Below are 25917 nucleotides of genomic sequence, written 5' to 3'. Positions count from 1 at the left end.
TGAGAGTCGGCGTGGGGATCATCAGGGGCAGTGCCGACCTCTCAGTCTTCAAAGAGGTTCGCAGAATGACTTCCCCCACTTCATCCCTTCCGCCCGCCCAGGTCGGCATTATCGGCTTCGGCGCCTTCGGGCGGCTGATGGCACGGCATCTTTCGCCGCATGTGGCGCTGCTGGCGCATGATCCGCGGCTGCCGCCGGGCGATGCGCAGGAGGATGGCGCCCGACCGGTGACGTTGGCCGAGGCCGCTGCTTGCCCGGTCGTGGTTCTGGCTGTGCCGGTGCGCGCCCTGGCGGCCACGGTGGAGGCCATCCGGCCGCATCTTCGGCCCGGTGCGCTGGTGGCCGATGTAGGCTCGGTAAAGTGCATCCCCGCTGCCATTCTGCGGGACGGCTTGCCCGACCATGTCGAGATCCTGGGCACCCACCCGCTCTTCGGCCCGCAAAGCGCGCGGAACGGCATTGCCGGGCTCAGGATTGCGCTCTGTCCTATTCGAGGCCGGCAATGGCTCCGCCACGCCGCCTTTCTGCGACGCGGGCTAGGGCTGCGGGTCATGGTGGCAACGCCCGAGGAGCACGACCGGGAAGCCGCCTTGGCCCAGGGCCTGACGCACCTGATCGCCAAGGTGCTGGTACGGATGGAGCCGATGCCTGGGCGGATGACCACGCGCAGTTTCGAACTCATTCAGGAGGCGGTGGGCATGGTTCGCGACGACGCGCCGGAGGTGTTCCAGGCCATCGAGCACTCCAATCCTTTCGCCGCGCTAGTGCGGCGACGCTTCTTTGGCCTGGCCGCCGAGTTGGACCAGGAGCTGGAGGCCGGCCACCCGGGCCCCGCGCCACTTGCTCTGGCCAGCGGATGATCCCGTGGCGGCCAGCCATTTCCGCTACCGCGACGCAGCAAGGAGCGGCATCATCGGGCGATGCGACGACATCTTCTGACCGCCCTTGCCCTCGTTCCGCTCGCTCTCGCCTTGCCGGTCGAGGCGCAGCCCCCGCGCGAAAGCCTGACGATCGGCATCAATCAGTACCCGTCCAACTTCCACCCGAATATCGAGAACATGGCGGCCAAGGCTTATATCCTCGCCTTCGCCCTGCATCCCGTCACCGCCTTCGACGCCGACTGGAAGCAAAGCTGCATCGAATGCGTCAGCCTGCCCTCGGTCGAGGCGGGCGATGCCGTGCTGGAAACGACGCCCGAGGGCAAGCCAGGCATCCGTGTCACCTGGCGCATCCGCGAGGGATGGAACTGGGGCGACGGCCGGCCCGTGACGGCCGATGACATGCGCTTCGCCTGGGAAGCCGGACGCGCCTTCGAAACCGGCTTCGGCCCGGCCGAGACATACCGCTCGGCCTATGAGTTCACCGTCAACGACCCGAAGAGCTTCACCATCCGCTTCGACAAGGTAACCTACAACTACGCCGGACTTGGCCAGTTCCAGCCACTGCCGGCGCATCTGGAGCGGGCCATCTGGCAGGCCGACAAAGCCGGCTATCGCACGCGCTCGCGCTACGAAACCGATACCACCAATCCCGGCCTCTACAACGGCCCCTACCGCATCTCCGCCGTGCAGCCCGGCGCTGGCGTGACGCTGGAACGCAACGCGCACTGGACCGGCCCTGCCGCACCCTTCAACCGCATCCAGATCCGAACGGTGGAAAACACCGCGGCCCTCGAAGCGCAGCTGCTTTCCGGGCAGCTGGACATGGTGGCGGGCGAATTGGGCTTTCCCCTGGAACAGGCGACCGCGCTGCAACGCCGCGTAGGGGACCGCTTCAGATTCTCCTACAATCCTGGCCTGACCTACGAGCATGTTGAGACCAATCTCGACAATCCCGTCCTGGCCGATCGGCGGGTTCGGCAGGCCCTGCTGCATGCCGCGGATCGGGCGCAAATCGTTGCACGCCTGTTTGAAGGCAAGCAGGAGGTAGCGGATGGTGGCGTGCATCCGCGTGACGCCGCCTATTCGCCTGATACGCCGAAATACCCCTATGATCCTGCCCGCGCCCGAGCCCTGCTGGAGGAGGCGGGCTGGAAGGCTGGGCCTGACGGCATTCGCCGCAATGCCGATGGCGAGCGGCTGGCGCTCGAGATCATGACAACCGCAGGCAACCGGACACGTGAACAGGTGCAGCAGATCCTGGCGGGCATGTGGCGGTCGGTGGGCGTCGAGGCGCGCATCCGCAACGAGCCGCCGCGCGTGTTCTTCGGCGAAACGGTGAGCAAGCGGCGTTTCACTGGCCTGGCCTTGTTCGCCTGGGTCAGCAGCCCGGAGAACGTGCCGCGCTCCACCCTGTTTTCCGACGAGGTCCCACGCGCCGAGCGCAACTGGTCCGGCCAGAACATCGCCGGCTACAAGGATGCGGAGGTGGACCGCCTGATCGAGGCGCTGCCGCTGGAGCTCGATGCCGATAAGCGCAAGCCGCTCTGGGCGGAGTTGCAGCAGCGCGTCGCCACCGACCTTCCTGCCCTGCCCCTCTGGCATCGCTCCGACGCGCATGTCTGGCCGCAATGGCTGGATGGCGTGACGCCCACAGGCCACCAGAACTATTCGCCGCTCTGGGTGACGCAGTGGCGGGTGCGCTGAGCCTCGTTCTGCGGCGCGTGCCGCAGATCGCACTGACCCTGGTCCTGCTTTCCCTCGCCGCCTGGCTGGCCATCGGGCTGATGCCGGGTGACCCGGCCTCGCTGGCACTGATGTCGGACCCTCACCTGACGCCCGAGGATGTGGCCCGGCTGCGCGCGTTGCACGGCCTCGATCAGCCCCTGATGGCACGCTACCTCGCCTGGATGGCAGGTCTTGCGCGCGGGGAATTCGGCTACTCCCGCCTTTTTGCCCAACCGGTCTGGGCAGTGATGTGGCCCGCCCTGCTCTCGACACTGGTGCTGGTCGGCGTTGCGGTGGCGCTGGCGGCCGGCCTCGGCGTCGCACTCGGAGCGCTGGCGGCGCTGAAGCCCCGCGCGGCGCCGCTGGTCGATGCGGCGGCGTTGCTGGCGCAAGCAGTGCCATCCTTCTGGCTCGGTATCCTGCTCATGATCCTCTTCGCCGTCTGGCTGGGCTGGTTGCCCGCCGGTGGAACGCCCAACACCGGCCAGTCCGGCTGGTCGTTCCTGATCCTCCCTGTTGCCACCATCGCCTTCGGGCAGATGGCCGCGTATGCGCGGCACGCGGCCACAGCGCTTTCCGCTGAGCTGGATCGTCCGCACATCACCGCCGCGCGCGCGCGTGGCGCCAGCGAGCGCAGGCTGCTCTGGCGCCACGCCATGCCCAACGCTTCCGTGCCATTGTTGACGCTGCTGGCACTGGATGCCGGGTCCCTGGTTTCGGGCGCCCTGGTCACCGAGACCGTCTTCGCCCGACCCGGCATGGGCAAGCTGCTCTACGATTCCGTGATGGGCAACGACTACAACCTGGCGCTGGTGGCGCTGCTGCTGGTGGCCCTGGTGACGATGCTCGCCACCCTGGCCGCCGACGTGGCGCAGCGCTGGATCGACCCGCGGATCGGCGAGCGGTGACCCGGCTACGGACCGGTCTGGCGTTGCTGATGCTTCTGGCACTGGGCGGCATCGCTGCGCCGTGGATCGCGGGCTGGCTGGGCAAGGACCCTTTTGCGCCGGACCTGTTCCTGCGCTACGCGCCGCTCTCCGCCGAGCATCCGCTCGGCGCCGACGAGCTGGGCCGCGACCTGCTTCTGCGGCTGCTCTACGGCGCGCGGGTTTCGCTGGGCGTGGGGCTCGCAGCGGCCCTGGCGGCTTCGATGCTCGGCACCGCACTGGGCCTGCTGGCAGCCTGGCGCGGCGGCGTGGTGGATGCCGTGCTGATGCGGTGGGCGGACGGGATGCTGGCCCTGCCGGCTCTGCCCATCCTGGTGCTGCTGGCGGCAATGGACCCCGCACGCCTGGGCTTGCCACGCGGAGAAGCCTCCACCGACATGCTGCGCATCATTGCCATCCTGGTGCTGTTCGGCTGGGTGGGCGTGGCGCGGCTCGCGCGCGGTGTGGCGATCTCGCTGCTGAGCAGCGACTATGTACGCGCCGCGCGGGCGCTGGGCGTCACAGAGGCGCGTCTGCTCTGGCGTCATGTTCTGCCCGGGCTGGCGGCACCCGTCGCCGTGGCATCCGCCCTGTCCGTCGCGGGCGCCATTCTGGCAGAAAGCGTGCTGAGCTTTCTGGGCCTTGGCATCCAACCGCCCACGCCCTCCTGGGGCAACATGCTGGCCAATGCGCAGGAGGCGGTGTTTGCCGCACCACTGGCTGCGCTGTGGCCGGGCATTGCGATCCTGCTGGCGGTCACCGGCTGCGCACTTGTGGCGGATGGGGTGGCGCGGCGCGGGCGCTGACTTGGTGCGCCGTCGCAAGCGGTTCACGTTCCTGCAGGCGCTGTGGCACGGCGCACCAAACCGGTCACCAGCGGCACCGAGTGCGCCCGGTGGGCATCGAGGAAGCGCAGCAGCGCCGCCTCATCCCGCGCCAGCGCCGCATCCTGGATGCGCCGGTGTTCCTCCCGCATCTGTTCGCGGTGAGGCGCCACGCCGAAATACAATGCCCTGTACTGGTCCGAGGCGCTCCAGATCTGCTCCAGGATCCGCAACAGGCGTGGCATGCCGCACGGCGTGAACAGTGCGAAGTGGAAACGCCGATTGGCGGCTGTGAGAGCGGCAAGGTCTTCGGCCTGGCAGGCCGCGTCGACCTGCTGAGTGGCCTCCGCCATGCTCGCCAGATCCGCGGCACCGAGACGCGGCAGGCCCACCCGCACGGCCTCGGTCTCCAGGATCTCGCGCAGCCGGTAGATTTCGGTCACTTCCGCAACGTCCAGCCGCGCGGCGGTGTAGCCGCGATGTGGCGTATAATCGACCAGCCCTTCCCCTTCGAGGATGCGCATGGCCTCGCGCACGGGCACGCGGCTGACACCAAAGCTTTCGGCCAGCGCTTCCATCTGCATGGGCTCGCCTGGCCGGAGAACGCCACCGGCAAGTTGGCGACGCAGTTCCCGCAGCACGGATTCCTGCGCCGTCGGTGGCTTGATGACGGGACGGGGCCGGTCGGTTGACATTTATCATTTATAAATGTGACATCGAAACGGAGACAAGAAGGAAGAGGAGGAAGCCATGTCCGAGGATTCAGCCCTGTTCGACAAGGGAATGCCGATCCGCCGGGAAGTGCTCGGCGCCGAGTATGTGGACGGCTCCATGGCACGGGCCGATGACTTCATGATGGCGTTCCAGCGCGCCACCACTGCCTGGGCCTGGGGCTGGGCCTGGGGCGATGATACGCTGGACCGTCGCACCCGTTCGCTGCTGAACCTCGCCATGCTGACGGCGCTCGGGCGCACCCCGGAAATCAAGCTGCATGTGAAAGGGGCGCTGAACAACGGCCTCAGCGTCGACGAGATCAAGGCCACGCTGCTGCACGCCACCGCCTATTGCGGCATCCCTGCCGGTCTCGATGCCTTCAAGGCGGCGCATGAAGTGCTGGTGAAGGAAGGCGCCGTGCCTGTGCCGAAGGACCCCAAGGCGTGAGCGCCACGCCCGGCGCGGCTTCCAACGTCGGCTTCATCGGTCTGGGCAAGATGGGGCTGCCCATGGCCACCTGCCTGCTGGCGGGGGGACATTCGGTCATGGCTCATGACAGCCGGGCGAAGGCCACCGAAACATTGCGGGGAAAGCCGAGGCTGAGCGTGGCGGCGGATGCGGCCACCCTTGCCGCCGCGCGAGACATCATCGTGCTGATGCTGCCAACCAGCGCAGTGATCCGCCACGTGATGCAGGAAGGTGGGCTGCTCGCCGCGCTGCGGCCCGGCACATTGGTGATCGACATGGGCTCCTCGGTGCCGGCGGAGACGCGCAGCCTCGCGGCCGAGATCGCAGCGCGTGGCGGGCAGCTCGTCGATGCTCCGGTTTCGGGCAGCGTCGCCAAGGCATTGACCGGCACGCTGGCCATCATGGCGGGGGGCGACGACGCCGCCATCGACCGCGCCATGCCCGTCCTGTCCTGCATGGGGGAGAAGGTGATCCGCACCGGCCCGGTCGGCTCCGCCCATGCCATGAAGGCGCTGAACAACTTTGTTTACGCGGCCGGGCTGCTCGCCTCCATCGAAGCGGTCCGGATGGGCGAAAGGCTGGGGCTGGACCTCGCGGTGCTGACGGATGTGATGAACGCGTCCTCTGGCCGCAACGTCGCCACCGAAACCAAGCTGAAGCAGCACATCCTGAATGGCGGTTATTCCGCTGGATTTCAGATCGGACTTCAGCGCAAGGACCTGGAAACGGCGGGCGCCATCGCCGCAGAGACGGGCTTCGACGCGCGCAGCCTCGCTTTGTGCCGCCACATCTGGACAGAGGCGGTGGAGGCGCTGGGCCCCGCCGCCGACAACACGGAGTTGCACCGCCACCTGCGCTGAGGCCAGGACGCGTATGCCGCGACAAGCCGGGCCAACAAGCAGTAGGACCGCTGCGTGACGCTGCTGCCGGGGGGAGTGCCGCGATGGGGCTACATCACTCCGCCGTGTCGCCCCCGCGATCGCTCGTTGTTGTGCCGACCCTGATCAAGGTCCGGGGCGATTGCACCCGCGCCGCCGACCGGAAGCCAGCTAGGCGCCGGGGTTCAGGGTAGCACCCAGCGCGGCGCTGAGAACTGCGGCTTCCCGCAAGACGGCGCTTTCCATAGGCGCGCGGCGCCGGGCATCGGCCAGGCGCGTCACCGTGCCGGAAAGGCACAGCGCGCCGAGCAGGGCGCCGCCTGGACCATGCAGCGGTGCCGCGATGGCCGCCAGTTCCGGATCGCGCTCGCCCAACGTCACCGACAGCCCTGCTGCACCCCGCAAGACCCGTGCCGCGGCGCCACGGTCCAGCGGCAGCAGCGTGCCTGCCGCGAGTTGGTCTCGCACCGCGTGCCGTCCTTCCTCGCGCAACAGGCAGAGCCGCGTCTCGCCTTCCCGCACATACAGGCTGGCGCTTTCGCCGGTTTCCGCCACCAGCCTGCGCAGGGCCGGAGGCACCACGGCCCGCAGCGCACCGAACGGCGCTGCCTCTGCCATAAGCCCCAGGCTGACCAGCGCCGGACCCAGCCGCCAGCAAGCGCCGTCGGACGTTCGCAACAGCATCCGTGCCCGCTCCAACGAGGCGATCAGCCGCAGCAGAGTGCTCTTATAGAGACCGGTGCGGCGCGACAGTTCGGCCAGCGACAAGGCATCCTCGCCCGGTCGCCAGGCAAACAGAACTGACAGGGCGCGGTCCACCGCGCCCACGCCTGCCTCCGGCGCTTGTGGCTTGACCGCCATGGTCCATGATCCCATTCTGTCAGCAAGAACATCATTCTGTCTGACGGAACGCGCCACGTGTCAACCGAAACGCCCAAGCCCCTGCCCCTTGCCGGCCTTCGCGTGCTCGATTTCGGCCACACCGTGATGGGTCCCACCTGCGGGGTGGTGCTGGCCGATCTGGGCGCCGAGGTCATCCGGGTCGAGCCGCCGGAAGGCGATCGGACGCGCCGGCTCGGCGGCTTCGGCGTGGGTTTCTTCGCCACCTACAACCGCAACAAGCTGAGCCTCGCGCTCAACCTCAAGGATCCACGCGGCGCGGAGATCCTGCGCCGGCTGGTGCCCACGGCCGACGTGCTGATCGAGAACTTCGCTCCCGGCACCATGGAGCGGCTGGGCCTCGGTTGCGACGCGCTGCGCGCCATCAATCCGCGCCTCGTCTACTGCGCCCTGAAGGGCTACCTGCCCGGCCCTTACGACACGCTGCCAGCACTGGACGAGGTGGTGCAAATGCAGGGCGGCCTCGCACACATGACTGGTCTTCCCGGCCGTCCGCTGCGTGCCGGCACCTCGGTGGTGGACATCATGGGGGGCGTGTTCGGCGTGGTCGGCATCCTGGCCGCGCTGCGCCAGCGCGAACAGACTGGCGAAGGCCAGAAGGTGCAGGCCTCCCTGTTTGAGAGCGTCGCCTTCATGGTGGGGCAGCACATGGCGGCCGGCGCCATGGCGGGCGAGCGCATGCCACCGATGACGGCCCGGCGTATCACCTGGGCCATCTACGACGTGTTCGAGGCCAGCGACGGGCAGGTCTTCGTCGGCGTCACCAGCGACCAGCACTGGCAGCGCCTCTGTGCCAGCTTCGAACTGGAGGAGCTGGGCGCCGACCCCGCCCTTGCGAGCAACGGCCAGCGTGTCGCCGGGCGCGAGCGTATCATGCCGGTGATGGAGAAAATGATCGCCGGATGGACGGTGCAGGAGGTGCTGGACCGCTGCCGCGCCGCCTTCATCCCCTGCGCGCCGGTAGCCCATCCGGAGGACCTGTTCAACGATCCACACCTGCTTGCCAGCGGCATCATGGGCGAAACGGCGCTTACCGGGCATCTTTCTGCCCCCATTCCCATGACGCCGGTCCATCTGGCCGACAGCCGTGTCACGCTGCGGCACCAGCCGCCGCGCCTGGGCGAAGGCGGTGCGGCCATCCTGGAGCAGCTCGGCATCACGCCCGAGGAGCAGGCCGCCCTGGCCCGCGACCACATCCTGACCCTTCCCGCGGAGAATGCCGCATGAGCCTCCCCTCCCGCATTGAAATCCGTGAGGAAGGCCCGCGCGAAGGCTTTCAGTTCGAGAAGGGCGAGATCCCGACGGCGCGGAAGATCGCCCTGATCGACGCCCTGTCCGAGACCGGGCTTCGGCACATCCAGACCGTGTCCTTTGTCGACGCGCGCCGCGTCCCAGGCATGGCCGATGCCGAAGCGGTCTGCGCGGGGATCACGCCGCGTCCGGGCGTCGCCTACAATGCGTTGTGGCTGAATGCCAAGGGCTTCCTGCGGGCGCTGGTCACCCCGAACGTTGCGCTGGAGGGCAGCGTTTCCGTTTCGGCCTCGGAAGTGTTTGGTCGCCGCAACCAGAACCGCGACCGCGAGCAGGACCTGGCTGCCGCCGCGGCGCTGATGGCGCTTTACGCCGAGCACCGCGTGCCGCTCCGCCGGATCACCGTGATGGCCGCCTTTGGCTGCAACTTCCAAGGCGAGGTACCGATCCCCGCGGTGCTCGACCGGGCCGAGGCGCTTCTGGCGCTTGCCGGCGGCGCGGGGCTGACGGCAGGGCCGCAGCGCCCCTATCTCTCACTGGCAGACACCATGGCTTGGGCCACGCCGCTTTCCATCCAGCGCGTGGTTGGCGCGGTGCGGCAGAAATGGCCGGATCTGGAGATCTCCCTGCATCTGCACGACACGCGTGGCATGGCCATGGCCAATGCCTGGGCCGGGCTGCAGATGGGCGTCGCCCGCTACGATGCCGCGATCGCCGGTCTTGGTGGGTGCCCCTTCGCCAAGCATGCCGGTGCCGCAGGCAACATCTGCACCGAGGACCTTGCGCTGCTCTGCGCCGAAAGCGGCGTTGCCACCGGCCTGGACCTCGATGCCCTGATTGAGGCGGGGCGGCTGGCCGAGGATGTGGTGGGCCACCCTTTGCCGGGCCGGGTCAAGCAGGGCGGGAAACTTGTCGCCAGGGCCTGAGGTCTCTTGTTGCGAGACTTTCGCAACTGCATAAAGCGATGATGTTCCGCCGTAGAGCCGATCGTCCAGCACCCCCGCCCTCCCTGCCGCCTGCCATGGTGCGCGAGGCGAGCCCTGAAACGCTGGATGCCGCCTTTGCCGGACCACCGGAGGAAGCTGCGCGCTGGATCGCCGCCGCAGCCAGGGCGGGCATGACCCAGGCGCAACTGATCTACGGCCAGATCCTGCTGGACGGGCGTGGCGTGCGGCAGAACAGGGCATCAGCGCTGGGCTGGTTTCGCGTCGCCGCAGGTGCCGGAAATCTGGCGGCGCTGAACATGATGGGACGCTGCCACGAGCTGGGCTGGGGAACCCCGCAGGATGTACCGCAGGCGGTGACGCTGTATCGCGAGGCGGCCAGCCGCGGCGAGCCCTGGGCGCAGTACAACTTGGCCAGCCTCCTGGCACGCGGGGTGGGCGTTGCGCCAGATCTTGCCGAAGCCCTTCTGTGGTTCCGCCGCGCGGCCGCTCAGGGTCACGCCAAGGCCATGACCGTCATGGCGCGGCATCTGGAGGAAGGAACCGAGGGGCCGCCTGACCACGCCGCTGCGCGGACGCTATACGCCCGGGCCGCCGAGGCCGGCGATGTTCGCGCCCAGTTCAACATGGGAACCCTTGCGCTGGAGCGGGGCTGCGAGGCCGACGCCCTGCGCTGGTTCCGACAGGCCGCCGCCGGCGGTCCTGCCGATTTTCGTCAGGACATCGCGGCGCGGCTGGCCCGCCGGCCGGAAGCGGCCATGCAGGCCCTGGCGGCGGAGTTGCGGCAGCCCGCCGCCTGATCTGCAACTAAGCTCTTGGGGTGCTCCCCGGGCCACCTGGCTCCCGCGGACGCAGCAGGCTGCCGAGCAGCTCGCCCACGCCACCCTGACCAAGCTCGTCTTCCCGTTCTGGCACCTGACCCTGCGGGGTCATCCGATCCACCAGCTCCGGCATGGTGCGGCGCAGTTCCTCCAGCAGGCTTTGCCGATCCGTTCCAAGCTGCACGGCCACCTGATCCAGCTCGGCCGGATCGAATTCGCGCTCCAACGCGGACAGGGGAATCTCCCGGTTGGCACCCGGCGATACCCAGGAATCCACTTCTTCGGCAAAGCCCTGGCGCCGCATGCCGCCCAACATCCCGGCCAGCCCTCCGAGCAGCCCGCCCAATCCGGCATTGGCTCCCGAACCGCTGCCGCCCATGCCGCGGCCACCTGCCGCTCCACCCATGCCACCGCCCAGGATGCTGCCTAGCACGCCGCCAAGACCACCGCCCATTCCGGCGCCGCCGGCGCCGGGCTGGCCGCCGCCGCCCAGCAATCCGCCAAGAACGTCAGCCAGGCCGCCGCCCGGTGATGCGCTCCCCCCAGTCCGCTGGTCTCCCTGTTGCCCAGGGACCTGATAGGGCGGCAAACCCTGGCCACCTTGCCCCGGCGCTTCCGGCTGGTGCTGGCGCGAATCGCCGCGCAGCAGGCCGCCCAGCACGTCGCCGATCCCGCCTTGTCCACCGGAGGATGCGCCACCCGGCAGCCCTGCCGGTCCGGGTGTCCCACCATGGCCCATGCCTGAAGGCTGGTCCTGCTGGCTTCGCGCATGCTTCATCAACTGCTGCACAAGAAGGGCAATGGCCGCCATTTTCACGCCGTTGGACAGGCCTCCGCCCAGCCCGCCGCCGCGTTGCCCGCCGAAGAATTCGCTCATGGTCGCCTGCTCCCTTGCCTGAATCGGTCGCGCACCCCGCCGATATGCGTGTGCTTCCAGGCACCGGAACCTAACGTTCTCGCGACCGCGAGGTTGGTGTTCGACATGTTGGCACGCCCTGCGCGAACCGCCCGCCATGCTCCTCGCTCAGCGGCTGCGCCGCGGTCAGCCCATGGCGGGCATGGCGCGGCCGCCGGCCAGGCGTAGGATGCGGGTGGGGCGCTCCACCCCCAGCAGGCGATGTGTGATCAGGATCACGCTGCGCCCCTGGGTCGCTTCCTCCAGCGTTTGAAGGAAGGCCTGCTCCGCAGCGACATCCAGTCCGGCGGCGGGCTCGTCCAGGATCAGCACAGGCGCAGGCGACAACAGGGCACGAGCCAAGGCGATGCGCCGCCCCTGCCCGCCCGAGAAGCGCGCCCCTCCCTCGCCGCACCGCGTCGAAAGGCCTTCCGGAAGGGCCTGCACCACTTCGGCGACACCGGCCCGGCCCAGAGCCTGCCACAGCGCGTCGTCCGAGGCCTCAGGCGCGGCCAGGCGAAGATTGGCGGCAATGCTGTCATCGAAAAGCCGCGCATCCTGCGTCAAGCAGGCGATGCGGGAGCGCACGGTGTTGCCCGCCATGTTGGCGATGTCGATGCCGCCCAGGGTGATGCGGCCTTCCTGGGGCGCAGCCAGCTTCAGCAGCAGGGCAGCCAGGCTGGACTTGCCGGCACCGGACGGTCCAAGCAGCGCCAGCCGTCCCCCTTCCGGAAGATCGAGGTCAAGCCCTTCGAACACCGGCGGACGGTCCGGCGCCCAGGCGAAGCGCAGACCCTCGATCCGCAGGGCATGCCCGGGCGGTGCCGGAGCGGGCTCGGCCGGCTCGGCCATGGGAGGCGGAGTATCGGCTGCCTCGAACAAGCGCCTGGCCCCGGCGGAGGCAGCGGCCAGCGCGGTGCCGGCGCGCGGCACGGCGGCCAGCACCTCGGCCGCAGCCAGGGCCAGGAAAAGGCCGAGAACGGCTCCGGCCACGGCGCCTTGACCCCCCGCCAGCCCATAGCCGAGCGCTCCCAGCAGGCCGAGCTGGGTCAGAGCCAACCCGCTGGCGCCGCTCCAGGCAGCGCGCCGCGCCAGGTATTTCTGCTTGCGGGACAACAGCTCGCCCGACCGCATCAGGCGATCGGTCACGCGACCTTCGGCATTGGCCGCGAGCGTATCCTCCAGCCCCAGCAGAGGGTCCACGGCAGCGGCGCGCAGCTGGCCTTGCGCATCGGCAACACGGGCCGCGGCGCGGCCTGCCGCGGGCGCCAGCAGCGGCGGCAGAATCAGCGCGACGCCCAGGGGCAGCGCCACAACGGTGACCAAAGCGGGGTCCGCAGCCCCCAACAGCACGGTCATGGCGAGCACAACCGCGATGGCGGCGGCGCCTGGGACCAAGGCGCGCAGATAGAGCCCGTCCAGCGCCTCCACATCCGATACGATGCGGCCCAGCAGGTCGCCGGCGCCACGAAGGCCCAGCCCTGCCGGCAGCCGCTCGGCCAGACGGCTGAAGAACCAGATCCGGGTGTCGGCCAGGGCACGGAAGGTGGCGGCATGCGTCGCCAGACGTTCGGCATAACGGAACAGCGGCCGCACCAGGATCAGTGGGCGCAGCAGCAGCAAGGAACCCACGGCACCGGCCGTCAGCGCGCTGTGCAGCAATCCTTCCGAAACGCCGCGCCCGGCCAAGGCCAGCAACGCCACGCCTGCCAGGGCGGCCAGAGCCGCCATAACGGCGCCGCCGATCAGCCAGCCCCGCCGCCCGCTCCAAAGGCCGAGAACACGCAGGAGTTCACGCAGCATGCTTCTCATTCGCCGGCCAGCCGCGCTGGCGTGGCGCGGCCTCCCTCCATTTCCAGCACGCGGCTGAAACGGGCACGCAAAGCCGGGGAATGCGTCGCGATGATGGCCGTGCGCCCGGCGCACAGGCGGCGTAGGCTTTCCAGCACATCCGCTTCCGTGCCGGGGTCGAGATGCGCGGTTGGCTCATCGAGCAGCACCAGCGGCGCATTGCGGAGAAAAGCCCGCGCCATGGCCACTCGCTGCGCCTGTCCGCCGGAAAGGCCATAGCCTCCTTCGCCCACCAGGGTGTCCAGCCCTTCCGGCAGCGCGTCGGTGAAGTCGGTGACACGGGCGGCGCGGGCGGCGGCCAGGATTTCGGCCTCGCTGGCCTCAGGCCGGGCAAGCGCGATGTTGGCGCGGATGGTGTCACGGAACAGATGCGCTTTTTGCCCGACATAGGCCGAAAGCCGCCGCAGTTCCGACGGCTTCAGGCTGGTGGCGTCGCGTCCATTCAGCGCGATACGCCCCTGGTCCGGGCGGTTGAAGCCCATCAGCAGCCGCAGCACCGAGGACTTGCCCGAACCCGAGGGGCCGGCCAGCACCAGCGCCTCACCCGGCAACACGCGAAAGGACAGATCAGCGAGGGCCGGGCCGCGCGCCGGATCGTAGGTCAGCCCGACCTGCTCAAAGGTGACCACCACGCTCGGCGGCATCTCGGCCAGCTGCAGTCCGGCTTCCGGAACGGCTTCATCCTGCAGCAGCGGGGCAAGGGCGGCGGCAGCGCCCTGGGCCGACATCCGCTCGTGGTAGGCGGCGGAAAAGGCCCGGAGCGGCGCAAAGAATCCAGGCACCATGAGCAGGCAGAACAGCGCCGCCTGCGGATTGGGATGGCCACCCACCAGCAGGTTGCCGTGGCGCCATGCCAGGCAACCCAGCACGGCAGCGGCGATCACTTCCAGGTTCAGGCCGGACAGAAAGGCGACGCGCAGGACCTTCATGGTGCGGCCGCGCAGTTCCTCGGCGGCAGCCCCCAGCGCCTGCGCCTCGCTTTCCTGACGGCCGAACAGCACGATCTGCGGCAGGCCCCGCATGCGGTCCAGAAACCGGCCGGACAAGGCTTGCAGCGCATCGAACTGGCGCCGGCTCGCCATGGCCGCGCCGATGCCGGTCACCGCCATGCCCACCGGCACCAGCCCGCCGGCGGCCAAAAGGATGACGCCGCTCAGCGGATCCTCAAAGGCCACCACCAGCGCGATCAGCAAGGGGCCCAGCGCCGCCAGCACCGCGGCCGGCAGCCAGCGGGCGAAATAGCCGTCCAGCGCCTCGATCCGGTCCACCACCAGCGTCGCACGTTCACCGGCCGGACGGGTGTCGGAGGGCCCGAGGGCCAGCAAGCGGGCGAAGGCGCGGCGGCGTAGGCCGGCCCGCGCGGCGGCTCCGGCATCCGCCTGGGCGCGCTCCTGCGCCACGCCGAGGCCGATCGCCAGGAGGGCGAGCGCACCGGCGGCGGCAAGGTCGGACCAGGCCGCCTCGCCGTGGCCCAGCAGGCCAGTCAGCAGGCGGGCCATGAACCAGGCCTGGGCGAGGCCGCAGGCGATCGAAGCAAGACCGAGCAGGACGGGGCGCGCCATCCGCCGGCGGCCGTCCCGGGCCGTGGCTGAGAGCAGGGCGCGCGCCCGGGCCGCCTCGGCCGGCAGGGGCTGAGACATGGCGCGCTTTCTAGCCGGGTTTCCGCCACAACAAAACCTTGAAGCCGCGTTTGGCTAGCGGCTTCACTCGCGAATTCCGGCCCGCCCGTCCCTTGCGGCGCCACCGAACAGGAGACGACCAGCCGAATGCTGCCCAGCCATGGACGCTACGACTATCACGCTTGGCCGGATCGCCCTGCCTATTCCTGGCCCGGCGGCGCCAAGCTGGCCGTGTATCTTGGCATCAGCCTGCAGCATTTCTCGTTCGGGGAGGGGCTGGGCGCCGAGATCTGTCCGGGGCCGAACGGCGGGGGCGGACCGCATCCCGATGTGCTGAACTATTCCTGGCGCGACTACGGCAACCGGGTGGGCGCCTGGCGTCTGATCGAAATGCTGGACGCGCTGCGCCTGCCGGCCACGGTGCTGGTCAACAGCAGTATGTACCACCACGCGCCCGCCCTGGTGGCCGCGCACCGGGCCCGCGGCGACGAGATCGCCGGCCATGGCCGCACCAACAGCGAGCGGCAGTCCTCCATGGACGAGACCACAGAACGGAACATGATCCGTGAAGCCACCATCGCGCTTTTCGAATCCGAGGGACGGCGGCCGCAGGGTTGGCTATCCCCCTGGATCGCTGAAAGCCGCGCCACCTCCGACCTGCTGGCCGAGGCCGGATACCGCTACACATTGAACTGGAGCGCCGACGATCAGCCGATCTGGCTGCGCACCCGGCATGGCCCCTTGCTCGCCGTGCCCTACCCGCAGGAGGTGAACGACCTCTCCTCCATCGCCGTGCGCGGGGACTCGGCCGAGCAATTCGCCGCCACCATCGTGGCGGATTTCGAGGAGCGGCTGCTGCAGACCCGCGACGGCAAGCCGCAGGTCATGGGCATCGCTCTGCATCCCTACCTGATCGGGCAGCCCCACCGGCTGCGGGCCCTGCGGGTCGCGCTGGAGCATATCTCCCAGCGCCAGGGACTGGTGTGGATCACCACCGCCGGACAGATCGCCCAGCATGTGCAGACCATGCCTGGCATGGTGCCGTGACGGGCACGTCTCCAGGCAAACTCAGAAGTCGAGGTCGGCGTAATGGGAAGGCGGGTTCACCCCGCTGACCCTGTCCGCCAGGAGCGGACGGAAGGCAGGGCGCGACTTCACCCGGGCATACCAGTCCTTGGCAGCATCGCTCATGGTCCATTCGATGTCGCCAATGTAGTCCAGCGCCGAAACATGCGCGGCCGCCGCCAGATCCGCCAGGGACAGGGTGCTGCCAGCCAGCCAGCCCCGTGTCTCGGCCAGCCAGCCGAGATATTCCAGATGCGGCTTCATGTTGGCGTAGCCCGCGCGCAAGGCTCCCGCATCGGGATTGCCGCGCCCGAGCAGCCGCTTCATCTGCTTTTCGTACAGCAGGTTGTCGGTCACCTCCCGCCCGAACTTGCCGTCGAACCAGGCGGTCAGGCGGCGGATCTCCGCCCGTTCGCCCAGGGTACGGCCGAGCAGCTGCACCTCGGGATAAGCCTCGTCCAGGTATTCGCAGATGGCGTAGCTGTCCGCCAAAACCAGACCGTTTTCCTCGGCGAGCACCGGCACGGTGCCTGCCGGGTTGAGGTCCAGAAACTCCGCCCGCCGATCCCAGACCCGTTCCAGCCGCATCTCGTAAGGAATGCGCTTCTCGCTGAGGACCAGCCGGACCTTTCGCGAGGCGGGGGACAAAGGCAGGTGGTAGAGAATTCGCATGCAGAACGCCAAGCCGGAGGACGGAGCGCAGAGTTATCGCACGCACACTCCGTAGCGGCTACCCGCTGATCACGGCACGTTGCGCGATGTTTCGCCGCTAGCGGGACAGGAACGGAACCGTGCCGCCCCTGTCCCGGTGACCTCACTCAGCGGCGATGGCCACATCCTCCATCGGTCGCGGCAAGTACTTGGCGTACTCCTTCGGCACCACGTGCCAGAAGCGGCCGCGCTCGACCGTCCAGTCGTTGAGCAGGCGCGCCGCCAGGCGCGAGCCCGTTTCGCCAGCATGGGCGGCGATCAGCTCGCGCAGATGCCCTTCCCAATGGGCGGAGGCCAGCCGGCGCCAAAGCAGCGTGTCGGGATTGACGCGGTGCTCGAAGCTGTCATCCGCGTCGTAGATAAAGGCCTGACCGCCGGTGAAACCAGCGCCGAAATTATCGCCCACGGCGCCCAGGATCACCACTGCACCGCCGGTCATGTACTCGCAGCCATTGGCGCCGACCCCCTCCACCACTGCGGTGGCGCCGGAATTGCGCACGGCGAAGCGCTCGCCGGCCTGGCCGGCCGCAAACAGCTCACCCGCTGTCGCGCCGTAGAGGCAGGTGTTGCCAATGATGGCGTTCTCGTTCCACACCAGGTTCGAGGATGGTGCCGGGCGCACAACGATGCTGCCGCCCGAGAGGCCCTTGCCAACGTAGTCGTTGGCGTCGCCCAGAACCTCGAGCTTCAGCCCGCGCACCGCGAAGGCACCGAGCGACTGTCCTGCCGCGCCGCGCAGCCGCACAGTGAGATGCCCTGGCTGCAGGCTGTTCATGCCGAATTTACGGGTGATCTTCGAGGAGATCTTGGTGCCGATGGCGCGGTGCGTGTTGCGGATGTTATAGGCGAGCTGCATCTTCTCGCCACGTTCGAACAGCGCGGCCGCGTCGCGGATCATGTCCGCGTCCAAGGTTTCGGGCACCTCGTTCCGCCCTTCCAGCGTGCAGAACCGCGCGAACGGCCCCGCATCGGCCTGCACCAGCAGCGGGTTGAGGTCGAGGTCGTCCAGATCCTCGGAGCCGCGCGAAACCTGCTTCAGCAGATCGGTGCGGCCGATCACCTCCTCCAGCCTGCGGAAACCGAGCGAGGCCAGGATCTCGCGGATCTCCTCGGCAATGAAGGAGAACAGGGCGATGACCTTCTCGGGCGTGCCCTCGAACTTCTTGCGCAGGTCCTCATCCTGGGAGCACACACCCACCGGGCAGGTGTTGCTGTGGCACTGCCGGACCATGATGCAGCCCATGGCGACCAGCGACGCGGTGCCGATGCCGAATTCCTCGGCACCCAGCATGGCCGCGATCACCACATCCCGCCCGGTCTTCAGCCCCCCATCGGTACGCAGCTTGATGCGGTGGCGCAGGCGGTTGAGCAACAGCACCTGGTGCGTCTCGGAAAGCCCCATTTCCCAGGGCAGGCCGGCATACTTGATCGAGGACACCGGCGAGGCGCCGGTGCCGCCGGAATGGCCCGACACCAGGATGGCGTCCGCCTTCGCCTTCGCCACGCCAGCCGCGATGGTGCCGATGCCGGAGCGCGACACCAGCTTCACGCAGACCGAGGCCTCGGGGTTGATCTGCTTCAGGTCGTAGATGAGCTGCGCCAGATCCTCGATCGAGTAGATGTCGTGATGCGGCGGGGGCGAGATGAGCGTGACGCCCGGCGTCGCATGGCGCAGCTTGCCGATGAGTCCGGTGACCTTGAAGCCGGGCAGCTGCCCGCCCTCGCCCGGCTTGGCGCCCTGCGCCACCTTGATCTCGATCTCCTTGCAGTTGTTCAGGTACTCGGCGGTGACGCCGAAGCGGCCTGAGGCAATCTGCTTGATGGCCGAGTTCGGATTGTCGCCATTGGCGCGTGGCCTGGCGCGCTCCGGGTCCTCGCCTCCTTCGCCGCTGTCGGAGCGCGCGCCGATGCGGTTCATGGCGATGGACAGCGTCTCGTGCGCCTCGGGGCTGAGCGCGCCGAGGGAGATGCCAGGGGCGATCAGCCGCTTGCGGATCTCGGTGATGCTCTCGACTTCCTCGATAGTGACCGGGCTGCGGCCCTCGGCGCGGAAATCCAGCAGGTCTCGCAGCGCCACGGGGGCGAGCTTGCGCACCTGCTCGGAATAGCGCTTGAAGGTCTGGTAGCTATCGGTCTCCACCGCGTTCTGCAGCAGGTGGATGAGGCTGCCATCAAAGGCATGCGCCTCGCCGCGCCGGCGCAGCTTGTACAGGCCGCCCACCGGCAGCACGGCGCTGGCGCCATTCCAGGCCTGGCGGTGCATGGCCAGGACGCGCCGCGCGATGCCGGACAGCCCGATGCCGGAGATGCGCGACTGCGTGCCGGGGAAGAACTCGGCGACCAGCGCGCGCGACAGGCCCACCGCCTCGAAGTTCATGCCGCCGCGATAGGAGGAGAGCACCGAGATGCCCATCTTCGACATGATCTTGAGGAGGCCCTTGTCCACCGCCTTGCGGTAATAGCCCACGCAATCCTTCAGCGACTTCTGCCCGAACAGGCCGCGACCGTGCCGGTCGGCAATGCTGTCCTGCGCCAGGTAGGCGTTCACCGTGGTGGCGCCCGCGCCGATCAGCACAGCGAAGTAGTGCACGTCCACGCATTCGGCGGCGCGCACATTGAGGCTGACGAAGGTACGCAGCGAGTGCTTCACAAGATGAGTGTGCACGGCACCCACGGCCAGGATCATCGGGATCACGGCACGCTCGGCGGACGTCGCCTCATCGGTCAGGATGACGTGGGCGCAGCCGGAGCGCACGCCCTCCTCGGCCTCGCGCTTGATGCGCTCGATGGCACGGCGTAGGCCGGGCTCGCCCTCCTCCACCGCGAAGGTAGTGTCCACCACCACCGCCGTGTCGCCCATGTAGTCGCGCATGGCGGCGAACTCGGCGTTGGAGAGCACGGGGCTGTCCAGCATCAGCATGTCGCACTGCGCCGGATCCTCGTCGAGGATGTTGCCGAGGTTGCCCAGCCGCGTCTTGATCGTCATCACCCGCGTTTCGCGGAGGCTGTCGATCGGCGGATTGGTGACCTGGCTGAAGGTCTGGCGGAAGAAGTGGTGGAGCCCACGATAGCCGGCGGACAGCACGGCAATCGGCGTGTCGTCGCCCATGCTGCCGATCGCCTCGGCGGCGTCCTCGGCCATGGGATGCAGGATGGATTCCAGATCCTCCATGGTGAAGCCCATGGCGAGCTGGCGCCGGCGCAGCGTGTCGCCGGTCAGCTCCTGCGCCTCGTCCACCTCGTCGCGCACAATGCCGTCGATGCGGGTGGTGCGGTTCACCCATTGACCAAACGGGCGGCGCGCCGCCAGCACGTCCTTCAGCTCCGTGTCGCCGTAGAAGCGGGCCTGATCGAGATCGACACCGATGCACTGGCCTGGCCCGACGCGGCCCTTGGCGACGATCTCCGCCTCGGCCACCTTCACCATGCCGGTCTCGGAGCCAACAATCAGCAGCTTGTTCTGGGTAATGGTGTAGCGGATCGGCCGCAACCCGTTGCGGTCGAGGCCCGCCACGGCCCAGCGGCCGTCGGTGGCGCAGACGGCCGCCGGACCGTCCCACGGCTCCATCACCGCGTTGCAGTACATGAACAGATCGCGATGGGCCTCCGGCATGGTGGCATTGCTGCCGATGCTTTCGGGGATCAGCATCGCCTTGGCCATGGGCGCGTCGCGGCCGCCGCGGACCAGCAACTCGAACACGTTGTCCAGCGTGGCGGTGTCGGAGCCGCCCGCCTGCACGATGGGCTTGATGTCGTCCATGTACGGGTCGAGCAACTCGTGCGCCAGCCGCGTCTCGTGCGACTTCATCCAGTTGATGTTGCCGTGGACGGTGTTGATCTCGCCGTTATGCGCCAGCATGCGGAAGGGTTGCGCCAGCCGCCAGGTCGGAAAGGTGTTGGTGGAGTAGCGCTGGTGGTAGATGGCAAAGCGGCTGACGAAACGCTCATCCCGCAGGTCGGGATAGAAGTCCGTCAGGTTCTCCGCCAGAAACATGCCCTTGTAGATCATCGAGCGGCACGAAAGGCTGCAGAGGTACAGCTCCGGCACCTGCGCCGCGATGGCCTGCTTCTCGATCCGGCGGCGGATCACGTAAAGGTCCCGCTCACAGGTCGCGGCATCGCGCTGCTCGGGGTCCCAGATCAGGATCTGCTCGATCTCGGGGCGCGTGGCGTTGGCTTTCTCGCCGATGCAGGAAACGTCAATCGGCACCTGCCGCCAGCCATAGATGAGGTAGCCGCCTGTCAGGATCTCGGTCTCGACAATCTGCCGGCAGCGTTCCTGCGCCGAAAGATCGGTCTTGGGCAGGAAGACCATGCCCACCGCGATGCGCCCTGGGCGCAGCCGGTCGCCGCCGCGCTCAACCACTTCGGCGAAGAAGTTCTGCGGGATCTCGATGTGGATGCCGGCGCCGTCGCCGGTCTTGCCGTCGGCATCCACGGCGCCGCGGTGCCACACCGCCTTCAGCGCATCGATGCCGGCCTGCACCACATCGCGGCGGGGCTTGCCATCAAGAGCAGCCACCATGCCGACGCCGCAGGCATCGTGCTCGGTGACATCGACATGCGCGGTGCCGCTCAGGAGCGCGGCGTTGCGGGCATAGGTCTCGGCAAAGGATGCGCCGTTCTCCAGGCTGTCCATCTTGATCACTCCGCCGCCATGGCCGGCGTCTTCTTCGCCAGCACGTATTGCTCGATCTGATCGGCCGCATCACGGCCATCCCGGATCCCCCAGACAACGAGGGAGGCGCCCCGCACGATGTCGCCCGCGGCAAACACGCCCGGCAGCTTCGTCATCATGGTTCGGCGATCGATGGTCACCGTGCCCCAGCGCGAAACGGCCAGTTCCGATGCACCGAAAAGCGCCGGCAGATCCTCGGGGTCGAAGCCCAGTGCCTTGATCACAAGGTCCGCCTTCACGGTGAACGCGCTGCCGGCGATCGGCTCCACCTGCTGGCGACCGGTGGCGTCGGGCAGGCCGAGATGCATGCGCAGCGCGGTCACGCCGCTGACCTGCCCCTCACCCTCGAAAGCGTCGGGTGCCGAAAGCCAGGCGAAGGTCACGCCCTCCTCCTCGGCATTGGACACTTCGCGCATGGAGCCGGGCATGTTGGCCTTGTCGCGCCGGTAGAGGCAGGTGACGGAGCTCGCACCCTGCCGAATGGCGGTGCGCACGCAATCCATGGCGGTATCGCCGCCGCCGATCACGACCACCGTCTTGCCGGCTGCGTCGAGGGATCCATCCTCGAAGGCGGGAACCGTGTCGCCCAGGCCCTGGCGATTAGAGGCGGTGAGGTAGTCCAGTGCCGGCACGATGCCACCCAGGTTCGCGCCTGCCCCACCGATGTCGCGCGCCTTGTACACGCCGGTCGCGATCAGCACGGCATCATGCTTCCGCCGCAGTTCTTCCAGCGTGATGTCGGTGCCCACCTGGCAGTTCAGCACGAACTCGATGCCGCCTTCGGCATACTGGGCATGGCGACGAAGGACGACCTCCTTCTCCAGCTTGAAATTCGGGATGCCGTAGATCATCAGTCCGCCGACCCGGTCGTACCGGTCGTACACCGTGACCTTCCAGCCGCGCAGCCGCAGCCGCTCGGCCGCCGCCAGGCCCGCGGGGCCGGCCCCGATGATGCCGACGGAGTGCTCGACCTCTCGCACAGGCCGCGGTGGTTTGACCCAGCCTTTCTCCCAAGCGGTGTCGGTGATGTACTTCTCCACCGCCCCGATGGTGACGCTCTCGAACCCCTTCTCGATCACGCAATTACCTTCGCAGAGCCGGTCCTGCGGACAGACACGGCCGCAGATCTCGGGGAAGGTGTTGGTGGCGGCTGAAACCTCATAGGCTTCTTCCAGCCGACCTTCCGCCGTCAGCTTCAGCCAGTCAGGAATGTTGTTGTTGAGCGGGCAGTGGATCGAGCAGAAGGGCACGCCACACTGGCTGCAGCGGCTCGCCTGATCGGCAGCATGCTGGGTGCTGAAGCGACGGTAGATTTCGCCGAAATCCGACCTGCGTACCTGCGCATCCCTTTTCTCCGGCGTCTGTTGCGACAGGCGCACGAATTGCAACATGCGTTCGGCCATGGGCGGGTCCCTCGGGCAGAGAGGCTGGCAGGATCAGAAGGACATCACGTGCAATGCGGGGTCCAGCAGAGCTTCGGCATCCTTCTGGTGGCGATTTGGCATAGTTACCAAACCGTTTCCAGCCAATTTCCCCCATTACGTCAGCATAACTGACATAATATTAGACGGGAAGCAGCATCACTGCCTCATTTTCCGCCCGACCGTCTCCATAAACATCCGGTTCGGACCTAACCCCCCAGAACCCTCTGCTTGCCTCCGCCAACGCGGTAGCGAGACAGGTAGCCAGGCACGACCGCCTCCATGGGCTTGGCCTCTAGACCAAGGTCAGACAGGCCCTGTGCGCCTTCCGCCACCACGTTGTCGCGCCGCAACTGAGCAAGTTGATCACGCGTCAGCGGCTGGCCGGGAAGATGTTCGCCAAGCCGGGCCTGCAGACGCACCAGGCCGTCCGGCAACGTCACGAGACGGCGTTGCCGACCGGTCACCTCCAGCACGTAGCCCATCAGCTCGCGGAAAGTCGCGATCCTCGGCCCACCCAGTTCGTAGGTTTGCCCAACGGCTTCAGGCCTCTCGGTAGCCGCCACCACGGCATCGGCCACATCACCAACGTAAACGGGCTGAAAGCGCGTGCCGCCACAGATCACCGGCATAAAGGGCAGCATCTGTGCCATGCCCGCGAAACGATTAAAGAACTGGTCTTCCGGCCCGAAGATAATGGAGGGCCGCAAAATGGTTGCTGCGGGAAAAGCCGCTCGCAAAGCCTCTTCACCCGTCGCCTTGCTTCGTGCATAGGCGCTGGGGCTCGCTGGGTCTGCGCCAATGGCCGAGACATGCACCAGCCGCTGCACACCGCTGGCTGCTGCCGCCCGGCCGATGCGGCCGGGCAACTCACCCTGGAGCCTGTTGAAATCGCCCGAGCGCTTCTCGGCCAGGATGCCGATCAGGTTCACCACCAGTCCGGCGCCCTCGACTGCCGCGGCGATGGCGGTTTCCGATCCCAGATCGACACGCACCGGCATTACCTGGCCAACTCGCCCCTGGGTGGTGAGCGGCAACACGGCATCGGCGTGACGGGTCGCGATGCGGATGTCATAGCCGAGCTTCGCCAGCCGCGGCACGAGATGCCGCCCAATGAAACCGGTGCCGCCGAAGATCGTGGCCAGACGCCGCATCGCACTCTCCCGTTCCCGCAATGGATCCTGGCCCGACATATGGGCCCGCTTCAGGAACGCCAAGACGGCTGGAAAAGCATCATCGGTGTGGGATTTTGCCGCGCTGGCCGGCTCCGCATGGCGGCAGGGCTTTGACCCTCCGCCTCCCCGTCTCTATATGCTGAACCTTTGTGAGGGTGCGGCCCGGTCGCTCCCGAAGATCATTCAAGGTTTCCGATGACCCTGCCGCTGATGCCGAAGGCCACCGCTGTGTGGCTCATCGAGAAGACGTCCCTGAGCTTCGACCAGATCGCCGATTTCGTCGGGATGCATCCGCTGGAAGTGCAGGCCATCGCCGATGGCGAGGTGGCCCAGGGCATTGTTGGGTATGATCCCGTGCAGAACGGCCAACTCCGCCGCGAGGAGATCGAGCGATGCGAGGGCAGCCCTGAAGCGCGCCTGCGGCTGATGGAAACCGCCATCCCGATGCCGAAGAGCCGCGGCAAGGGTGCGCGGTACACCCCCGTTTCTAAGCGCAACGACCGACCGGACGGCATCGCCTTCCTGCTGCGCAACTACCCGCAGCTGACCGAGGCGCAGATCGGGAAGCTGCTGGGCACCACCAAGGACACCATCATCAAGGTGCGTGACCGCACCCACTGGAACTCGGCCAACATCAAGCCGCGCGACCCGGTGATCCTGGGGCTGTGCAGCCAGTCCGACCTGAACGCCGCGATCATGGCCTCCGGAGGCAATCCGGCGGAGCCGGCCGCGCCGCTGGACGAGGATGACGACGCCGCCTGAGCGGCGGTGCCGCCCGACGCCGGCCGGCACATCCGCTTCGTCGCTTCGCTGAAGGCCCCGGCAACGGGGCCTTTTTCGTGCTGATCAGCGACGACGTGGGGGAGCGGCGGCGGATTTCGGCACGGGTGGCAGGTCTTCCTCCAGAATGGTGAGATGCACCGAGTAGGAGACTTCGCCCTCATCCTCATCCCGGTGGACCGTGCCGATCACCTCGTCCTGCACCGCCACCTCGACCGATAGGCCGGCGCGGGCGGGCTTGATCAGAGAAACACGCTCGCTGCCGAGGATCCTTCGCAGATAGCTTTGCACACGCGCGATGTCCGAGGCATCCATGCCGGTTCTTGCTCCCACTGTTCTGACGAAGCCGCCGACAGGCTCCTCCGTCCCCGCCTGAGCACGGGGCCTCGCCTTCTGCGCGCGGAGCTATGTCCGCGCAACCCCGCCACCCTCGGTTTTCAGAAATTTCGGCTCTGAAAGCACAACGCCCCCGAAGGCCTCTCGGGCCTCCGGGGGCGCCGGGTCGGTCCGCTGGGAACGGATGCCGGCCCGACCGGACCTCAGCGGGCCGTACTCAGCCTTTGCATTTCTTCCTTCAGTCGAAGCTTGGCCTGTTTCAACCGGGTCAGGGCTCCGGTATCCGGCTGCGGTCGCTGGCCTTCCGCGGCGATCTGACGCTCCAGTGAGGCGTGACGCTCCTGCAGGCTGCGCAGGCGGGGCTGTTCGGTCATCGGTGCTCCATCCTTCAAGGGTTGGGCTCCGCCGGGCAGGCTGGCATGGCTCATGCACTGCATGGCCGCCCTGCCCGGTGGGGCACGACATCCAACGCGAACTGTCCCGTTCGGAACGGCGGAACATGGCTGCGGCGCCTGTCCCGCAGGCCGATAGGCCAGTGCGCGCTGTGCGATCGCGCCAGGACATGATATGGCGCTTTTTCACCCGGATGCGACTCAAACCGAACAACTGATGAGGCCCAAACTGGCCGACCGTGACAGCCTGCTTCGCCGACTCCATGAACTGCGCAGCGAACATCGTGATCTGGACACGGTGATTGCCCGGCTGGAGACCTCGCTCGTGGATCAGCTGCAATTGCAGCGGCTGAAGAAACGCAAGCTGAAGCTCAAGGATGAGCTGGCCTGGCTGGAGAGCCGATTGCTGCCTGATATCATCGCCTGACGAAGGACAAGGCCTTTTCGGCATCCCGCCCCTGACCGCCTGACGGCCAGGCCTCAGTTCGGGCGAATAGGAACAGGGCTCCTTTCGGTGCCCTGGCCTGTTCCGAAGTGAACCGTCGGCTCAGCGCAGCACGATCTCGACGCGGCGGTTCTGCGGCTCGCGCACGCCATCGGCGGTCGGCACCAGCGGACGGCTCTCGCCGAAGGCCTGGACCGTGATGGCGGAACGGGCAACA

At 68.0% G+C, this 25917-nt stretch carries 23 protein-coding genes; 12 read left to right on the top strand and 11 right to left on the bottom strand.

Annotated elements, in window-relative coordinates; all coding sequences use genetic code 11:
* The first annotated feature begins 65 nt into the window (after positions 1–65).
* Genes ACFOD4_RS11210 through ACFOD4_RS11195 form a run of 4 tightly spaced genes read left to right on the top strand, consistent with a single transcriptional unit; the run spans position 66 to position 4338 of the window.
* A complete protein-coding gene (locus ACFOD4_RS11210) occupies positions 66–860 on the top strand; it encodes a prephenate dehydrogenase/arogenate dehydrogenase family protein (protein ID WP_379596468.1) in 795 nt (264 codons plus the stop codon).
* A 60-nt stretch (positions 861–920) separates the two neighbouring features.
* Positions 921–2585, top strand: a complete 1665-nt coding sequence (locus ACFOD4_RS11205) for a peptide ABC transporter substrate-binding protein (RefSeq protein ID WP_379596466.1) — start codon at positions 921–923, stop codon at positions 2583–2585.
* Entirely contained in the window at positions 2570–3514 is a 945-nt protein-coding gene (locus tag ACFOD4_RS11200) for an ABC transporter permease (RefSeq protein ID WP_379596464.1), read from the top strand. Before ACFOD4_RS11205 ends, ACFOD4_RS11200 begins: the two co-directional genes overlap by 16 nt.
* On the top strand, positions 3511–4338 hold the full coding sequence (locus ACFOD4_RS11195; RefSeq protein WP_379596462.1) for an ABC transporter permease: 828 nt from the start codon (positions 3511–3513) through the stop codon (positions 4336–4338). Before ACFOD4_RS11200 ends, ACFOD4_RS11195 begins: the two co-directional genes overlap by 4 nt.
* 23 nt (positions 4339–4361) lie before the next feature.
* Here the strand turns inward: ACFOD4_RS11195 and ACFOD4_RS11190 are convergent, their stop codons facing one another.
* Positions 4362–5051, bottom strand: a complete 690-nt coding sequence (locus ACFOD4_RS11190) for a GntR family transcriptional regulator (protein ID WP_379596460.1) — start codon at positions 5049–5051, stop codon at positions 4362–4364.
* Positions 5052–5106: 55 nt separating this feature from the next.
* On the opposite strand from ACFOD4_RS11190, the gene ACFOD4_RS11185 reads away from it, so the two are divergent.
* Together ACFOD4_RS11185 and ACFOD4_RS11180 are read left to right on the top strand one after the other, a co-directional pair.
* Complete coding sequence (locus ACFOD4_RS11185; RefSeq protein ID WP_379596458.1) at positions 5107–5517, top strand: carboxymuconolactone decarboxylase family protein; 411 nt, start codon at positions 5107–5109, stop codon at positions 5515–5517.
* Positions 5514–6398 carry an NAD(P)-dependent oxidoreductase gene (locus tag ACFOD4_RS11180; RefSeq protein WP_379596456.1) on the top strand — a complete coding sequence of 295 codons (885 nt, stop codon included), beginning with the start codon at positions 5514–5516 and terminating at the stop codon, positions 6396–6398. The genes ACFOD4_RS11185 and ACFOD4_RS11180 overlap by 4 nt, the downstream gene beginning before the upstream one ends.
* Positions 6399–6587: 189 nt before the next feature.
* Here the strand turns inward: ACFOD4_RS11180 and ACFOD4_RS11175 are convergent, their stop codons facing one another.
* Positions 6588–7277, bottom strand: a complete 690-nt coding sequence (locus ACFOD4_RS11175; RefSeq protein WP_379596454.1) for an IclR family transcriptional regulator — start codon at positions 7275–7277, stop codon at positions 6588–6590.
* Between the two features lie 57 nt (positions 7278–7334).
* Here ACFOD4_RS11175 and ACFOD4_RS11170 point away from each other — a divergent pair, with 57 nt between their 5' ends.
* Genes ACFOD4_RS11170 through ACFOD4_RS11160 form a run of 3 tightly spaced genes read left to right on the top strand, consistent with a single transcriptional unit; the run spans position 7335 to position 10311 of the window.
* On the top strand, positions 7335–8543 hold the full coding sequence (locus tag ACFOD4_RS11170) for a CaiB/BaiF CoA transferase family protein (protein ID WP_379596452.1): 1209 nt from the start codon (positions 7335–7337) through the stop codon (positions 8541–8543).
* Positions 8540–9493, top strand: a complete 954-nt coding sequence (locus ACFOD4_RS11165) for a hydroxymethylglutaryl-CoA lyase (RefSeq protein WP_379596451.1) — start codon at positions 8540–8542, stop codon at positions 9491–9493. Before ACFOD4_RS11170 ends, ACFOD4_RS11165 begins: the two co-directional genes overlap by 4 nt.
* Before the next feature lie 41 nt (positions 9494–9534).
* On the top strand, positions 9535–10311 hold the full coding sequence (locus ACFOD4_RS11160; protein WP_379596450.1) for a tetratricopeptide repeat protein: 777 nt from the start codon (positions 9535–9537) through the stop codon (positions 10309–10311).
* A 7-nt stretch (positions 10312–10318) separates the two neighbouring features.
* Here the strand turns inward: ACFOD4_RS11160 and ACFOD4_RS11155 are convergent, their stop codons facing one another.
* From ACFOD4_RS11155 to cydD, 3 genes are all read right to left on the bottom strand, one after another.
* Positions 10319–11209 carry a YidB family protein gene (locus ACFOD4_RS11155; RefSeq protein WP_379596449.1) on the bottom strand — a complete coding sequence of 297 codons (891 nt, stop codon included), beginning with the start codon at positions 11207–11209 and terminating at the stop codon, positions 10319–10321.
* 165 nt (positions 11210–11374) lie between these two features.
* Positions 11375–13030, bottom strand: a complete 1656-nt coding sequence (gene cydC, locus ACFOD4_RS11150) for a thiol reductant ABC exporter subunit CydC (RefSeq protein WP_379596447.1) — start codon at positions 13028–13030, stop codon at positions 11375–11377.
* Between the two features lie 5 nt (positions 13031–13035).
* Positions 13036–14718: a thiol reductant ABC exporter subunit CydD gene (cydD, locus tag ACFOD4_RS11145; RefSeq protein WP_379596446.1), complete on the bottom strand. Its 1683-nt coding sequence runs from the start codon at positions 14716–14718 to the stop codon at positions 13036–13038.
* Positions 14719–14844: 126 nt separating this feature from the next.
* Here cydD and ACFOD4_RS11140 point away from each other — a divergent pair, with 126 nt between their 5' ends.
* Positions 14845–15744, top strand: coding sequence for a polysaccharide deacetylase family protein (locus tag ACFOD4_RS11140; RefSeq protein ID WP_379596445.1), 900 nt, complete (start codon positions 14845–14847; stop codon positions 15742–15744).
* A gap of 21 nt (positions 15745–15765) precedes the next feature.
* Here ACFOD4_RS11140 and fzlA read toward each other — a convergent pair whose 3' ends face one another.
* The 4 genes from fzlA to ACFOD4_RS11120 all read right to left on the bottom strand — a co-directional run bounded on the left by fzlA (position 15766) and on the right by ACFOD4_RS11120 (position 23726).
* The gene (fzlA, locus tag ACFOD4_RS11135; protein ID WP_379596444.1) at positions 15766–16434 is read right to left on the bottom strand and encodes an FtsZ-binding protein FzlA; all 669 of its coding nucleotides are present in this window, start codon (positions 16432–16434) and stop codon (positions 15766–15768) included.
* Between the two features lie 142 nt (positions 16435–16576).
* Positions 16577–21112, bottom strand: a complete 4536-nt coding sequence (gene gltB / locus ACFOD4_RS11130; protein WP_379596442.1) for a glutamate synthase large subunit — start codon at positions 21110–21112, stop codon at positions 16577–16579.
* 5 nt (positions 21113–21117) lie between these two features.
* Positions 21118–22554, bottom strand: a complete 1437-nt coding sequence (locus tag ACFOD4_RS11125; protein ID WP_379596440.1) for an NAD(P)-dependent oxidoreductase — start codon at positions 22552–22554, stop codon at positions 21118–21120.
* A gap of 227 nt (positions 22555–22781) precedes the next feature.
* Entirely contained in the window at positions 22782–23726 is a 945-nt protein-coding gene (locus ACFOD4_RS11120) for a complex I NDUFA9 subunit family protein (protein WP_379596438.1), read from the bottom strand.
* Positions 23727–23942: 216 nt separating this feature from the next.
* Between ACFOD4_RS11120 and ACFOD4_RS11115 the strand changes: the two genes are divergently transcribed.
* Complete coding sequence (locus tag ACFOD4_RS11115) at positions 23943–24509, top strand: DUF1013 domain-containing protein (protein ID WP_379596436.1); 567 nt, start codon at positions 23943–23945, stop codon at positions 24507–24509.
* 84 nt (positions 24510–24593) lie between these two features.
* Here the strand turns inward: ACFOD4_RS11115 and ACFOD4_RS11110 are convergent, their stop codons facing one another.
* Positions 24594–24842: a DUF3126 family protein gene (locus tag ACFOD4_RS11110; protein WP_379596435.1), complete on the bottom strand. Its 249-nt coding sequence runs from the start codon at positions 24840–24842 to the stop codon at positions 24594–24596.
* A 224-nt stretch (positions 24843–25066) separates the two neighbouring features.
* Complete coding sequence (locus tag ACFOD4_RS11105) at positions 25067–25237, bottom strand: YdcH family protein (RefSeq protein WP_379596433.1); 171 nt, start codon at positions 25235–25237, stop codon at positions 25067–25069.
* Between the two features lie 235 nt (positions 25238–25472).
* Here ACFOD4_RS11105 and ACFOD4_RS11100 point away from each other — a divergent pair, with 235 nt between their 5' ends.
* Positions 25473–25682: a YdcH family protein gene (locus ACFOD4_RS11100; RefSeq protein WP_379596962.1), complete on the top strand. Its 210-nt coding sequence runs from the start codon at positions 25473–25475 to the stop codon at positions 25680–25682.
* Positions 25683–25917: the final 235 nt, after the last annotated feature.

Source organism: Teichococcus globiformis (assembly GCF_042646265.1).
GTDB lineage: Bacteria > Pseudomonadota > Alphaproteobacteria > Acetobacterales > Acetobacteraceae > Pseudoroseomonas > Pseudoroseomonas globiformis.
The sequence above is the reverse complement of the archived record's forward strand: the minus strand, read 5'-3'. Positions and strand labels throughout refer to the sequence as shown.